We start from the raw sequence: 13,935 nt of genomic DNA on the forward strand, positions 1-13,935 counted from the left end.
CTCTCACTGCACGATGTGGCCACAGCCCTCGAAAAAAACAATGTCAATCGCGGCGCTGGTTATATTGAGCGCAGCGGGCAACAACTCTTAGTGCGCTCTCCAGGGCAACTCAAAAACAGTAGTGACATTGGCAACGTTACTGTCAAAACCGTTAACGGGACCCCCATAAAAATCAGCGATATTGCCGACGTTATTATTGGTAAAGAACTCCGCACGGGCGCCGCCACTCAAAATGGCAAAGAAACGGTACTGGGCACTGCTATGATGCTTATTGGCGAAAATTCTCGCACAGTAGCCAAAAATGTAGCCCGGCAATTGAATCAAGTGCAAGCTTCATTGCCGCAAGGGGTTTATGCCGAAGCCGTTTACGACCGCACAACACTGGTCGACAAAGCTGTGGCCACCGTCACTAAAAATCTACTCGAAGGGGCTTTACTGGTGATTGTCGTGTTGTTTTTTTTACTCGGCAATATTCGTGCAGCATTAATAACCGCAGCCGTTATTCCTGTCGTAATGCTTATTACCATTACCGGCATGGTACAAACTGGCGTATCGGCCAACCTAATGAGTTTAGGCGCGCTCGATTTCGGCTTAATTGTTGACGGGGCCGTCATTATTGTAGAAAACACCACCCGACGCTTAGCGCAAGCACAACAAGAAAAAACACTCTCACTCAGAGAGCGGCTTGAGACCGTTTATCTTGCCACACAAGAGGTTATTCGCCCCAGTTTATTTGGTATCGCTATTATCACCGCGGTCTATATTCCATTGTTCAGCCTAACGGGCGTAGAAGGCAAAATGTTTCACCCCATGGCCGCCACAGTCGTTATCGCGATGTTAGCCGCCATGGTCCTATCTCTCACACTCGTACCGGCGGCCGTTGCTGTATTTTTAAATAAAAAAATCAGTGCACACGACAGCGCCGTTATTAAACGCAGTAAATCAGTTTATAAGCCCTTGCTCACAAAAGCGTTACAACACCCATTCAAAGTCATTACAGCAGCGCTTTTTATCGTTGCGATTAGTGTTGCCTCTACCACCCGGCTAGGATCTGAGTTTATTCCTCAATTGAACGAAGGCGATATTGCCTTGCACGCTCTGCGTATTCCAGGAACAGGCATTGATCAAGCCGTTAGCATGCAAACCGCGCTAGAAAAACGTGTTAAAGCATTCCCCGAAGTCGAGCGAGTATTTGCGCGTTTAGGCACAGCAGAAATTGCTACCGACCCAATGCCGCCTAATGTGGCCGATAATTTCATTATATTAAAACCTCAACACGAATGGCCAAACCCTAAAAAAACGAAAGCTCAGCTTATTGTCGAAATAGAAGAGTCACTCAAGGAATTACCCGGCAATAATTACGAGTTTACTCAACCCATACAAATGCGATTTAACGAGCTTATTTCCGGCGTGCGTGCTGATCTAGGAATTAAAGTTTTTGGTGACGATCTCGACCAGCTTGTCATCGCCGGCAACGCCATTTTAGAACAACTTAATCAATTAGATGGCGTCGCCGATGCGCGCGTTGAGCAAGTTACCGGGTTACCTACGCTCTCAATCGAACCCAAATTAACCGCTTTGGGGCGCTACGGGCTCACCGTTTTAGATTTACAAAATTGGATCGCGGCTGCTATAGGCGGGGAAAGCGCAGGTCTGCTATACGAAGGCGATAGACGTTTCGAACTGATCGTTCGTTTACCCGAGCATCTACGTACAGACATCGATAACCTGAAATACCTCCCTGTTCCGCTCAGCGGTGAAGGTTATGTTCCGCTAAACGAAATAGCAACGCTAACAATGGCTCCTGCTCCGGCACAAATTAGTCGTGAAAACGGAAAACGCCGCATCGTAGTCACAGCCAATGTACGAGGCCGAGACCTTGGCGGTTTTGTAACAGAAGCAAAACAGGTTATTGCCAATAATGTCACCCTACCTGCAGGTTACTGGCTTAAGTATGGGGGCACCTTTGAACAACTAGAATCAGCCAGCCAACGATTGATGCTCGTTGTGCCGATTACGTTCATAATTATCTTTAGCGCGTTGATGATGGCTTTTGGCTCGTTTAAAGATGCCGTCATTATTTTCAGCGGTGTGCCGCTAGCGCTAACCGGGGGTATTTTTGCGCTATTGCTACGCGACATGTCGTTATCTATTTCGGCCGGCGTGGGTTTTATCGCTTTATCAGGTATCGCGGTACTTAACGGTTTGGTCATGCTCGCCTTTATTCGTGAGCTTTGGCACGCACAACATACGTTAACGGGCGCCATTATCGAAGGTGCTCTAACACGTTTTCGCCCCGTTTTGATGACGGCGCTAGTGGCCAGCCTAGGCTTTATTCCAATGGCCTTTAACACGGGCACCGGTGCTGAAGTACAACGCCCACTGGCCACCGTGGTCATTGGTGGCGTTTTATCCTCAACACTACTCACACTTTTTGTTTTGCCTGTGTTGTATTATTTATTCCACCTCAATGATAATTCACATACAAAGGAAAACTAAATAGCGGATTTAAAATGCAATAACAGCGGCCTAGAAATAGGCCGCGTCATAGGTACGCCCTTGCTATTTACAGGGCTAAAAACACGCACTAACCGGCAGTTTCACCTCAATGGAAAAAGGTAAGAATACTTTTTCTGTGAATTTCTCCGGCGCATTAAGTATACTCAAACTAATATCGCCATTACGTTCCAGCAAAAATTGCTTAACCGCATCCATTCCTACACCACGGCCAGAAATATCTGTTACGGCTAATTTGGTAGATACGCCGGAATGAAAAATTAACGCGGATATTTGATCGTAAGTCGGCACTTGATCTTCACTCCACAAGGCCAATTCCAAACCCTTTTCATACAAACGTTCAACATTAAGTCCACGGCCATCATCTGAAACCTCAATCACTAAATACTGCTCATCACACCGAGTATTCAGTGTGATTGCCCCCTGCTCTGTTTTACCCGCTGCTATGCGTTCAGCTGTAGATTCCAAACCATGATCTACGCAATTTCGCAGAATATGAGCAAAGATATTGCCCAATAGTGATTCCTCAGTATATTTAATATTGACCTCTTGCCCGACAAAATTAACCTGCGGCGGAACTTTATTTAACTGCTGCGCAATGGAGGGTAGTGAATCAACAACATCAGCCAGAACTTTAGGTAAAGGGTTGGCCATGGCACTATCAATAAGATTTGTAATTGGGGCTAAATCAGCAGCCACCTGCAAACTGGGATGTTTCTCATTTAGAGTGTCGATACAGCCGCGAATTTTCGCAACAATTTCTGCATCAGCCCAAAAACCTTCAGTGTCACGTGAATCACTCGTGTTACTGCCGCGTCCTAATACCGTGTAATATACATTCTCATATTCAGCCAGTATGGCATCTACGCCTTCTAAGTCCGTCAGTAATAGTTCAGGCTGCCATGGGCTTTCGCTCGAAGCCTTTAACGTACTGTAAACCGACTCTACCTCATGTACTACATCACTAAAAAAGGTAAAACCAAACGTTCGACAATTCCCCTTAATGGTATGCATATTACGGAACAACAAGGCCACCGCGCCTTCATCGTAATTTTGGCTTTCACGAATTTCACTACGGTTTTCACTAATAAAGGCTTTAGCTGATTCTGCAAAGGCGAGATATTTTTTGGCCGGAACATTGAGTAACTGACTAATAATATCCAGTTCACGTTTTTTAGCTGCCGCTTCGCTTTCCATTTGTTTTAATTGGGTAACATCGCGCACAGAAATCATTAACTTAACGATGATGTCATCATCAAGAATAGGGTTCCAATCCAACGCCAAGAACTTCCCGCCGCCAGAAAAATCGGCTTCGTATTCTTCCGGTAATAAGTGTGCATTGAAAGAGTAATTCATTTCATCTTCGCCAATGATAGAGCCAATAGCTTCTTTCGCTTGATCCAACGAATTACTGCCCAGTTTTGCTTTGCCAAACAAAAGCTCAATGGCATCAGCACCCGCAATTTCTTCGGTTTCGAATATAGTCTCAAGGTGTTTGGAGTATTCCGCATGAATTTCACCACTAGCCTCGACCGTAAAGAGCCCTTGTCGCATATTGCTCAACATGGCTTGTATGTCGTTATTTTTGGCTCTTAATTCACTGGTACGCTCTGAAACACGCACTTCCAGAATACGGTTTTGCTCTTCAATAAGCTTGCGCTTTTTACGCTGAGAACGAATAAACTGCGCAATGATCGCTAGAACAATCAGGGTGTAAATAGTATGCGCCCACCATGTGCGCCAAGGCGGGGGGAGCTGCTTTATCTTTATCGCATGTCCTTCATCATTCCAGACACCATCATTATTACTAGCCCGCACCTTAAAGGTGTATTTACCTGCATTAAGGTTGGTATATAACGCAGTACGTTGATTTCCAACTTCGCGCCAGTCCTCATCAAAACCTTCAAGTTTATAGGCGTATTGATTTTTATCCGGATCGCGATAATTTAATGCCGAAAAAGTAAACGAAAACATGGTTTTTTTGTAATCAAATATTAATGAATCCGTTTGATTAACAACGCGACTCAAAATCTTATCGGGCCCATTGATCGGTACTGTTTTGGTGAAAAGACGAAAATCAGTCAGTACAACAGGAGGAACATGAGTATTTTTACCCAATTTATTCACATCAAATATACGTAGACCATTGCGCCCACCCAGGATAATTTCACCCGCCTTAGAGGTAATCGCGGAACCGGTAACAAAGCCTCCAATTTTCTCCCCGTTGTAACTTTTATAATTTCGAACCTCCTTAGTATCAGGACTGAACATAACGACGCCATTATTTGTTCCCATCCAAAGGTTACCAATATGGTCTCCTACAATACTGCGAATGCCATGATCAACGAAACCATCTTGAGTATTAAAAACTTCGAAATCATCCGTGTCGGGGCGGTATAAATGTAAACCTGCATCGGTACCAAACCATAGTCGATGCTGCAGATCCTCATAAATGGACAACACAGAGTTATTGGCTAAGCTGTTTGGATTTGAATCATCAGAGCTATATTTTTTAAAGGTACCTTTGTCACGGTCCATAAGATTCAAGCCGCTTGCTGTGCCTACCCAAAACTGGCCTTGTGAATCTTCAAAACTGGTCCATACCAACTGATTACTGATTGAGCCTTCATTTGTCTCCGACGATTCATATATTGTATATTTCCCCTCCTTCCGATCATAAAGGCTTAACCCACCATTATGCGTGGCAAGCCAAAGATTTTTACGCTTGTCTTCATACACATCCCAAACAACACTATCATTTAGAACATTTGATGACTTGTGTCCCCCACGAGCTAAACTGCCATCAAAAGGCATTTCTTCAAAATTATTTTTGTCAGGGTTATACCGATGATAACTACCCGCCCAAGTGCCGAACCATATGTCGCCAGCCGAATCAATTAGGCCCGAAATAATAGAAGTACTACTAATCCCACCATTATCTGGTGTGTAATGAGTAAAGGTATCCGTTTTCCGATCAAATTTAGTGACGCCCCCGCCACCCAACCATAAGTTGCCTTCGGAATCCTCAACAATAGCGGCTACCTCATCACTCATCAGGCCTTTTTCGGGGTCAGCCTCACTACTATAAACCGTGATAGCTGCAGTTGACTTATCATAAAAATTAACCCCTGTAGGGTAGGTGCCAACCCAAATGTCACCCGTTGTATCTTCGTAAATTTTCCGAATGGAATTTGAACTTAATGACGCAGCCTTGCCGGTTTCATGTTGATAGCTTAAAAAGCGGTCTTGCGCGGTATCGTATAAACTTAAACCGCCTTTGTCGCTTCCTGTCCAAACCCAGCCATTACTGTCAATAAATATATCTCGCGTTATATCGCCAGCAAGACTAAACCGGTCTTTTTCATCGTGAACATATCGCTGTTCAAATTCATGTGTGCGTTTATTAAAGCGATAAATACCTTTATGTACACCCAGCCAAAGCTTGCCATTCTGATCCTCATCAATGGCCCAAATTGAATTGTCTGGTAGTGATGTAGGCGTGTCAGGCCAAGGAATAAAGTGAGTGAATTTTTTATTATCCCAATTAAAGCGGGTCAAGCCAGCATCGGTTCCCAGCCAAAAAACATTATCCTTATCTAAATACACATCATGAACAACGGTGTTCGTTAAACCATTACTGTTAGCATCCGTTTTAGCCCCATAAATTTTCGCATTGAGGGTTGTAGGGTTCACCACTAATAATCCACCGGGTCCAGCCACAACAATTTCCGAAGTAGGTGCTTCAAGTATTTTTACTGCGCCAGAATTATAGGCAATAGGGACATTACCATCTTCGGGTACCGGTTTGATCAACACCTCACGACTTCTATCGTAAAAGAATAAGCCATCTCGAGTGGCCACCCATAACACCTGCCGACTATCCTCAAAAATATCCACCACTTGACTGACAGATTCAAAATCATCTGGTGCAGGTTTTCCTGTTTCAATAGGTACAGAGAAAAAATCATAACCATCATAGCGCAGTAAGGCATTACGTCCGCCCAACCACATAAAACCTTCATGGTCTTGCAGTAATGCTTCAACTTCACCTAAAGCAATATCTTTGTTAGCCATGACATTCTGAAAAGTGATTTTTTTGGGGTAGTCTGCGGCCGCAGCCCCGCCAACACTACACAAAAAAACAATTGCAAATAACCATCGCGCCAACTTTGGCATAAAAATCAGATTCATGAAGCCAATACCTTATAAGAAAACACATCATCCTTATTAGGTATAGCTCAATACCAACCTTTTCAGGGCTGTACCTAGAACTAACCAACAAAGTATTGAACATTAATACAATACGCGCCAATACCTTGTCACCCACAATTAAAAAACATGATAAAACACATATATTGTCGGTATTCAAACACAACATTAATCGTAAACTTATCGCGCAATTACGACTGCATTAGCTATAATTTTTTGAAGGTGGGTGTATTTTTTACACCTTAGCTCTCAAGTTACAGCGAAGATGAGATGAACGTAGAAACAGCCATCGATTTAATACGAACATTATTCGAGGAGTCTTGCATCGAGCTCTTTGAGGGCATGAATTGCACGGTAGAACCTGCGACTGCCGATTGCGTCGAAACAGCTTACATTCCAACGGCCTATATTGATGCCGGCAACGATGATTTTGAACTTCTCCTCACGTTACGCCTGCCACTTGCCTCTTTAACAATGACCTACCCAGTACAGGACGAAATCATTACCATCGACGAAAGTGCATTAGAAGATTGGGCCTTAGAGGTTTCGAACCGCTTGTTGGGGCTGCTCAAGAGAAGGCTCGCAAGACGTGACTGCGGGGTTAAGACAGGCCTTCCAAATCACGATTTTGGCGAGGATACAGCCCAAAGTATTAATCAATGTGAGTATGCCCCATTCTTCTATAAGCTAGATGATGAGGCCGTGGAAATGGGCATCACGCTAGAAACCTTTAAAGAGACTATCGCCATCGCCGAAAACGCAAAAGAAGATGATAGCAATGCCCAAGCCGGCGACCTGGACTTTTTCTTTTAAACAACTATATCTTTTAAACAGCTAAAGCATGGTACTCCCTTTTCAGTCGCTCCCATGCTATTTTATCCTCAGCAATACGAATATTCTTCACCGACTGATCATTCATATACATCCACTCTGACAATACGACCCTTGCCTGCGAGCCCGCATAATAACGCAACCGAAAACGCCGAATATACTGCTTCGGTATTGCCAAAAAGCTAACTTCTCGGCCGGCTGTTACCCCAGTCACCTCGATACATTGATGCCCTTGTTTGGCCACCTCATAAATAAACCCCGCAACTGCCTTAGGTGTATCGCCATAATGAATATAGTAAAAACGTTTCGGGCAATAAGCTCGGTTGTGCCACGCAAAGCGGGCAACAATATCTGGGTCGGTGGTAGTGGAAACAACTTGATTAGAGGCGCCATTACCCAGGTGCGGATCATGACTTTCTCGCCCCGCCTCCATTTTGGGATAAAAGCCGCCCACCTGCCACAACGCTGCTGGCGGCCGGGTATCGCCGCGATATAACCGCGCCTGGGCATTGTGTAAGTTAAAACCCGAACGACTAAAGCGATACTGGTACAAGGAAAAAGGAATATCCTGCTGCTTTTGCATTAGCCCAATAGCTTTGCGTTCAGCATTCGAAGCTTCGTAACTATAACGATACCAAATATAGGCGCCTGCCAGCAAAGCGTTCACTGCCGTATTGCGCCGAGTTCGGCTTTTTGTGGAGATAGCCACGCCAGAGGTAGGATCAAACCCCGAAGACCAGCGGTGCAGGTCCATGATTAGAAGCTTGCTAACGTAAGCGATGCGAATATGGTCGAGAGTATGAATGGATACCGCCATAGAGACATAAGTATCGATTCGACTTAAGCCATCCGATGAGCGGCTTTTAAACACACCGCAAGCCGAGTCACGCTGGAAGTCGGTCGCATATTCACGCAACGTTTGTGGCGGCCGACATGTTGTTTGTAGCGTATGGCCATTCGTATTTAGGCGAATATAATTTTCAATAGCGGGCTGTAGCATAAAAGCATCCTTGGTTATCTTAGTTTTACCACACTATAAAACCCAACCCTTTGCCCATGCCATTACACATGATTACACCCACAGCATCGCAGCAGCCAAACCGCTTACCCATGCTGGCAAGCAGCCCTTGCAGCGCGGTCGACTCGGGAAAACCACTGATCTAGGATCGAGCGATCCACGGCGGGTTTATGCCCCTTCAGCTTTACCAAGGTAAAGGCCAAGGCATCGTAGTGTCGATAAAACTGCTGATAAAGCGCAGCATGTGCAAGAGGCTCGCCTTTTTTATTACAATACGCTTTCGCCACTAAACGCTGACGCCGTAACAGTAAGTTCATAATATTTTGGCAGTCGGTATATACGGTTATTTCTGTATCAGCCGGCACCAAATCAAGTGCCCACAGTAGCGTTTCAAGTTCAAGCTGCGTTGAGCTTGTATCCTCGAATCGCCTAATTTGAATATCATTAACTGAATTATTAGGCGCTTGCATGCACACGGATGCAGGTAAACACAAGCATGCGCCATAACCCACGCGGGCCTGGGGATTTACGCTGCCATCAACAAACAGCGCCAACTCCACTATTTAGGCCTATCGGCAAGCAGTAAATCACCAATATTGCCATAAAAATTACCACCCAAGCGCGCCAGTGGATTCAACTTTTTGCCATCGATAATTAAGCGCTCATCACTCGGGGTGATGATGCTGTCATCAACAAACATTGTCTCTATCTGTCCATAAATCACTGATTGCGGCGTATTTCCAATTTCATCAATGCGGTACAAGCTGCAGCCAACCGCAATGGAGCAGCACGCCAAGCGAGGCAGTTCGAAACCCTCGAAAGGTTCGGTACTCAAGCCCAGGGCTTTAATCTCAGAGGCACCATGATTAAGGGTAGCCGCTGAACCATTCACGGCGGCTAAGTGATTAGCTTGTGCAATGTGCACCACAAATTTTTGGCGCTCACGAATATTTAAACAGGTATCTTTAACTTGACCAGCCTCATCACCAGATGGCTTTTTTCCGACTGACAACATTAATAAAGGTGGATCGCTGCAAACACCGGTAAAAAATGAAAAGGGAGCTAGATTGTATTCCTCCTCTTTGCCTGTAACGGCTTCGTTCGAACCATTAGCTGTTAATACCCAAGCAATTGGCCGGGGAATAATGGACTGCACCATGGCGAAATAACACTGACTCGGCGTTAGTGTTTTAAAATCAATAATCATAAACACCCTAAATAACGTATAAAAAACACTCAGCCAGCCCCTAAAAGGCTTGATAACGATTGTTTGACTGGCTTATGAGTTAATAAAAAATTTGCCCGTAAGACGAGGGTGTCCTGCGGGACGTGGGCCAATAGAATAACGCATGTATTGTGTGTTATCCCGTGCTTTGGGTCTATATTCGGGCCTATGAATGTAGCCAACAAATTGCTCAGCCAAGGCCCTAGGGCCGAGCAAGCACTATTTCATCCATTGATGCTTGACGTCGACATACTTACCCGTGTTGCTAAAGCATTACATGCCTCGGTAAGAAAGCTGTACTTATCGCCCAATTGGATAAACTATTACTGCCTTACCACTAAGCCACTTGTGCTCCGCCTGCGTATAGCGGTATAAATATTTCTAATCACGCGCTTTATTAACGCATAATGACCATTACTTCAACAAGGCAACTCGCCGCTAGGCACGATATGTTTTTAAAACCTGAAAAATCCAAAATGATAAAACCCGAAAATGCTTTACAAGGTCGCTCAACACCCATCGATATTTCAGGCATTCATACGGTTACCGGCAATACTCTACACCAGCCCTTCCCACCAAATATGGAGAAAGCGTTATTTGGCTTAGGCTGCTTTTGGGGCGCCGAGCGCAAATTTTGGAACCTTAAAGGCGTGTACTCTACAGCGGTGGGTTACAGCGCTGGCTATACCCCTAATCCCACATATCAGGAGGTATGCTCTGGCTCTACTGGACATAATGAAGTTGTCTTGGTGATTTACGACCCAGCACAAATTAGCTACAACGCATTACTCAAAGTTTTCTGGGAATCCCATAACCCCACTCAAGGTATGCGCCAAGGTAATGATCAGGGCACTCAGTACCGGTCAGGCATATATACTCACACAGAAGTGCAGCAACAACAGGCCCTGCATACCCAAGATATTTTCCAGCAGAGTCTTGCGGAGAAAGGCTTTGGGGTAATCACAACCGAGATCAAAGCGACTACTGAATTTTATTATGCCGAAGAATACCACCAGCAATATTTAGATAAAAACCCCAATGGCTATTGTGGGTTAGGTGGATGTGGCGCGATATTGGACATTTAGAAACCACCAAATACTTTAACCAGGATAATTATAATGCGTAAAATCATCGCTTTTGGTGCTAGTAGCAGTGCCACATCAATTAATGCTAGCTTAGCCAATTATGCTGCAAGCCTCGTCACAAATGCGACGCTTGAGTCGCTCGACTTAAACGATTATGAAACGCCCCTTTTTAGCGTCGATAAAGAAAAGGAACTTGGAAGCCCCGTTTTGGCCCAGCAGTTTTACAAAAAGCTCGGAGAGGCCGATGGCATTATTATTTCATTTGCCGAACATAACGGTTCTTATTCCGCCGCGTATAAAAATCTTTATGATTGGCTATCGAGAATCGACACCAAGGTGTACCAAGGTAAGCCGGTACTGGTCTTAGCAACATCGCCAGGTAAAGGCGGCGCTGCGAATGTATTTTCGCAAGCCCTTAAGTCACTGCCCCACTTTGGAGCACAGGTTATTGAAGGTATCGCATTACCGCTGTTCAATACTAACTTCGATTCCGTAGAAAATAATATTATTGATCACGCCATACTCGCCTCATTGAAACTAAAAATCACACAGTTTGAAGCGGTATTATAGCTGCGGGGGTAATTAGTCGTGCACCATAAGCGGGACCGCGTATTAATACACGTTAACCGTTAAAGTTTTTGCTGCTACGCTTAAACCGCCACCCGGCGGTTTTTTTATACCCATTAGCACCGCCCTGAAGCAGGCCTTCCGGAGCCATGGTATTATTTACGGGATGACCTTTATGCACACGCACCCAACACCTTTAACCGCCTAGGAGGCGAAAATGTTAGATTCTGTACTCCGCGTATTTGGGAAAGACTTTGATGTGGAGGCCTTCCTCCAAAAGCACCCCATTTCAATCCCAACAGAACCCTACTCAAAAGGTGAGCCCGACCTACTTGGCAACCCCAATATTGACTCCGGTTTTGACGCTTTGATTTCTGAAAGTCTAGAACCAGAAGAAAATTTAGCCCATATACGGTTGTTTTTAGAAAGCAGCGCAGCCCCTTTCGCCGCACTAAAAGAGATGGGCATGACATGCATAATTGATATAGGCTGCACCGTCGATACCCAAGAGCAATGCGCACAATCTATCAACATTCCCATTGCCGTTATGGCGCTATGCTGCTCACTTGATATCTCCATTGAATTCTCGGCTTATTCCAGCGCCGCTGCAATGTAAAACCAATACGCGAGGCTTAAGGGACGAGGAAACAATATTTCATCCACCAATGCTCGATCTCGACATCCTTACCTTCGTTGCTCAAAGCGTTACATGCCAAGGCATGCGCCCCTTTAAGCGCCTCGATAAGAAAGCCGATATCTTCGCCTAATTGGACAAACTATTATTGCCTCGCCCCTAACCCTCGCGCAAAAAACACCAAAATAGGGGCATACTGGGGTATCGTTTAAGCTAAAGACTTTGTATCTGCAGGCACGTGGGGCCTGCATAACTCACCCGTTTCAACACGTAATTTAAGCGCACTTAAAGTCTCGGGTAATGAGCCTTCAAGCTTTTTACGCATAATAAGCGCATGCATCAATCGGCCTAATGGCCCGAAGCGAATGTCGTACCTAAAGCTCACCTCTAACTGGCACATGTGCTCAGCCACCGGAATAATCTTCCACCGGCTAATCGCATTGTGAAGCGGGCCCAAAGGGGTCACGTCGTAAACAAACCCCTGCCCTTCATTCCACTCTAATACATACTCTTCAATCTCGCCAAAGCCCTGCAGCTTACAATACCTACCGGCCCCAACCTCATACCGCTTCTCATTAAGTCCGTATGACGCTTCTACGCTCGGCGCCCAAGTGAATACATTGTCAAAATCCCGCATTACGGACCAAAGTTTTTCCGTTGTTTCATTAATAGTGATCGTCGATACAAGCTGATGCTGCCTTGCGGCGAGTTGATTGGTCATTTTAATATCCTCTAGTGCGCTGAAGTCACAAGGAGTGTATTACGCTGGAACGCTAAGTGTGATGGGCGATATTTGCGAAGCCATGGTGCAAATATGCACCACCAGGGTAAACTCAGCATCATTTAGACTACATATGACTTGAACAGGAAACAGCATGCTGAACTGGGACGATTTGAAATTTTTTTTAGCGGTTTGCCGTGCGGGGTCTATTCGCGGTGCTGCAGTGCGCCTTGATGTAAACCATGCAACCGTATCACGACGTATAAAAAGCTTTGAAACATCCATTGGGCAACGCTTATTTGAACGTTCGGCAAAAGGTTATGAAATTACTACTGCAGGTGAAGAAATATTTAAAGAGGCTGCGCACTTAGAAGAAAGCTTAAATAACGTAGAGCGAAAAGCCGCCGGGAAAAACAACGCCCTCGCTGGCGAAATCAGAGTCACAATGCCTGACATGCTGGCACAGTATTTATTGATGCAAGGATTTTCAGCGTTTTGTTCTAAACACCCGAAAATAGAACTCGAAATAATGGATTCAACCGCAGTGTTTAACCTAGCCAACCGCGAAGCGGACGTTGCTTTTCGTATTTGTAGTGAGCCACCGGATTATTTAATTGGCCGAAAATTAGCCGTCATACACCGCGCATGCTATATGACCCAATCGCTTGCCCCCAAGCTAGATCAAGCCGGCTGGTTAGAGCAACAAAACTGGCTAGGCTGGAGTGATAAAGCACGCCGACCTATCGGTAAAATCGCGCGCGAATACCCACGATTAGACTCCAAACATAAAATGCTAAACGGTAGCATTCAAGCCGCTGCATGTCGCGAAGGGCTCGGGATTGGGATACTCCCCTGCTTTGTCGGCGATACCGATCCGCAATTGATCAGAATTCCCCCCTATACCAGCGAAGCAAAATACGACTTATGGATTCTGTATCATCCCGATTTACGCAACAATGCTAAGATTCAAACCTTCGTAAGAGAAATTACTGCTTTTGTTTACAGCCGTAAGGCATTAATAGAAGGCGAAAATGGCCGATAAAAAAGCCTTTTACTTAACATTAGGGGCGAGTCAATAATAGTTTGTCCAATTAGACGAAGGCGCCTGTTTTCTCAGCAAGGCGCTCG

11 protein-coding genes are annotated in these 13,935 nt (G+C 45.2%); 6 read left to right on the forward strand and 5 right to left on the reverse strand.

Features of this window, described 5'->3' with window-relative positions; all coding sequences use genetic code 11:
• Positions 1–2,499 (forward strand): efflux RND transporter permease subunit (locus tag AC3A8L_RS13330; RefSeq protein WP_487962757.1); only part of this gene is annotated, 2,499 nt, incomplete at its 5' end.
• 75 nt (positions 2,500–2,574) lie between these two features.
• Here AC3A8L_RS13330 and AC3A8L_RS13335 read toward each other — a convergent pair.
• Complete coding sequence (locus tag AC3A8L_RS13335) at positions 2,575–6,708, reverse strand: two-component regulator propeller domain-containing protein (protein ID WP_487962758.1); 4,134 nt, start codon at positions 6,706–6,708, stop codon at positions 2,575–2,577.
• Between the two features lie 288 nt (positions 6,709–6,996).
• Between AC3A8L_RS13335 and AC3A8L_RS13340 the strand changes: the two genes are divergently transcribed.
• The gene (locus tag AC3A8L_RS13340; RefSeq protein ID WP_487962759.1) at positions 6,997–7,539 is read left to right on the forward strand and encodes a hypothetical protein; all 543 of its coding nucleotides are present in this window, start codon (positions 6,997–6,999) and stop codon (positions 7,537–7,539) included.
• A 13-nt stretch (positions 7,540–7,552) separates the two neighbouring features.
• Here AC3A8L_RS13340 and AC3A8L_RS13345 read toward each other — a convergent pair whose 3' ends face one another.
• From AC3A8L_RS13345 to AC3A8L_RS13355, 3 genes are all read right to left on the reverse strand, one after another.
• Positions 7,553–8,557, reverse strand: coding sequence for a hypothetical protein (locus AC3A8L_RS13345; protein WP_487962760.1), 1,005 nt, complete (start codon positions 8,555–8,557; stop codon positions 7,553–7,555).
• 104 nt (positions 8,558–8,661) lie between these two features.
• Positions 8,662–9,135: an RNase H family protein gene (locus AC3A8L_RS13350; protein WP_487962761.1), complete on the reverse strand. Its 474-nt coding sequence runs from the start codon at positions 9,133–9,135 to the stop codon at positions 8,662–8,664.
• On the reverse strand, positions 9,135–9,782 hold the full coding sequence (locus tag AC3A8L_RS13355; protein ID WP_487962762.1) for a flavin reductase family protein: 648 nt from the start codon (positions 9,780–9,782) through the stop codon (positions 9,135–9,137). The genes AC3A8L_RS13350 and AC3A8L_RS13355 overlap by 1 nt, the downstream gene beginning before the upstream one ends.
• 467 nt (positions 9,783–10,249) lie before the next feature.
• Between AC3A8L_RS13355 and msrA the strand changes: the two genes are divergently transcribed.
• From msrA to AC3A8L_RS13370, 3 genes are all read left to right on the forward strand, one after another.
• Positions 10,250–10,885, forward strand: coding sequence for a peptide-methionine (S)-S-oxide reductase MsrA (gene msrA, locus AC3A8L_RS13360; RefSeq protein ID WP_487962763.1), 636 nt, complete (start codon positions 10,250–10,252; stop codon positions 10,883–10,885).
• A 33-nt stretch (positions 10,886–10,918) separates the two neighbouring features.
• Positions 10,919–11,455, forward strand: a complete 537-nt coding sequence (locus AC3A8L_RS13365; RefSeq protein WP_487962764.1) for an NADPH-dependent FMN reductase — start codon at positions 10,919–10,921, stop codon at positions 11,453–11,455.
• Positions 11,456–11,669: 214 nt separating this feature from the next.
• On the forward strand, positions 11,670–12,068 hold the full coding sequence (locus AC3A8L_RS13370) for a hypothetical protein (RefSeq protein WP_487962765.1): 399 nt from the start codon (positions 11,670–11,672) through the stop codon (positions 12,066–12,068).
• 226 nt (positions 12,069–12,294) lie between these two features.
• Here AC3A8L_RS13370 and AC3A8L_RS13375 read toward each other — a convergent pair whose 3' ends face one another.
• The gene (locus tag AC3A8L_RS13375; RefSeq protein ID WP_487962766.1) at positions 12,295–12,807 is read right to left on the reverse strand and encodes an SRPBCC family protein; all 513 of its coding nucleotides are present in this window, start codon (positions 12,805–12,807) and stop codon (positions 12,295–12,297) included.
• 154 nt (positions 12,808–12,961) lie between these two features.
• On the opposite strand from AC3A8L_RS13375, the gene AC3A8L_RS13380 reads away from it, so the two are divergent.
• Positions 12,962–13,849 carry a LysR family transcriptional regulator gene (locus AC3A8L_RS13380; RefSeq protein WP_487962767.1) on the forward strand — a complete coding sequence of 296 codons (888 nt, stop codon included), beginning with the start codon at positions 12,962–12,964 and terminating at the stop codon, positions 13,847–13,849.
• The last annotated feature ends 86 nt before the right edge of the window (positions 13,850–13,935 follow it).

This window comes from Marinagarivorans sp. (genome assembly GCF_982758155.1).

Bases quoted from the DNA above. Each gene is read 5' to 3' on its own strand.
- AC3A8L_RS13335 (WP_487962758.1), bottom strand. From the start codon at position 6,708: ATGAATCTGATTTTTATGCCAAAGTTGGCGCGATGGTTATTTGCAATT.
- AC3A8L_RS13340 (WP_487962759.1), top strand. From the start codon at position 6,997: ATGAACGTAGAAACAGCCATCGATTTAATACGAACATTATTCGAGGAG.
- AC3A8L_RS13345 (WP_487962760.1), bottom strand. From the start codon at position 8,557: ATGCTACAGCCCGCTATTGAAAATTATATTCGCCTAAATACGAATGGC.
- AC3A8L_RS13355 (WP_487962762.1), bottom strand. From the start codon at position 9,782: ATGATTATTGATTTTAAAACACTAACGCCGAGTCAGTGTTATTTCGCC.
- msrA (WP_487962763.1), top strand. From the start codon at position 10,250: ATGTTTTTAAAACCTGAAAAATCCAAAATGATAAAACCCGAAAATGCT.
- AC3A8L_RS13365 (WP_487962764.1), top strand. From the start codon at position 10,919: ATGCGTAAAATCATCGCTTTTGGTGCTAGTAGCAGTGCCACATCAATT.
- AC3A8L_RS13370 (WP_487962765.1), top strand. From the start codon at position 11,670: ATGTTAGATTCTGTACTCCGCGTATTTGGGAAAGACTTTGATGTGGAG.
- AC3A8L_RS13375 (WP_487962766.1), bottom strand. From the start codon at position 12,807: ATGACCAATCAACTCGCCGCAAGGCAGCATCAGCTTGTATCGACGATC.
- AC3A8L_RS13380 (WP_487962767.1), top strand. From the start codon at position 12,962: ATGCTGAACTGGGACGATTTGAAATTTTTTTTAGCGGTTTGCCGTGCG.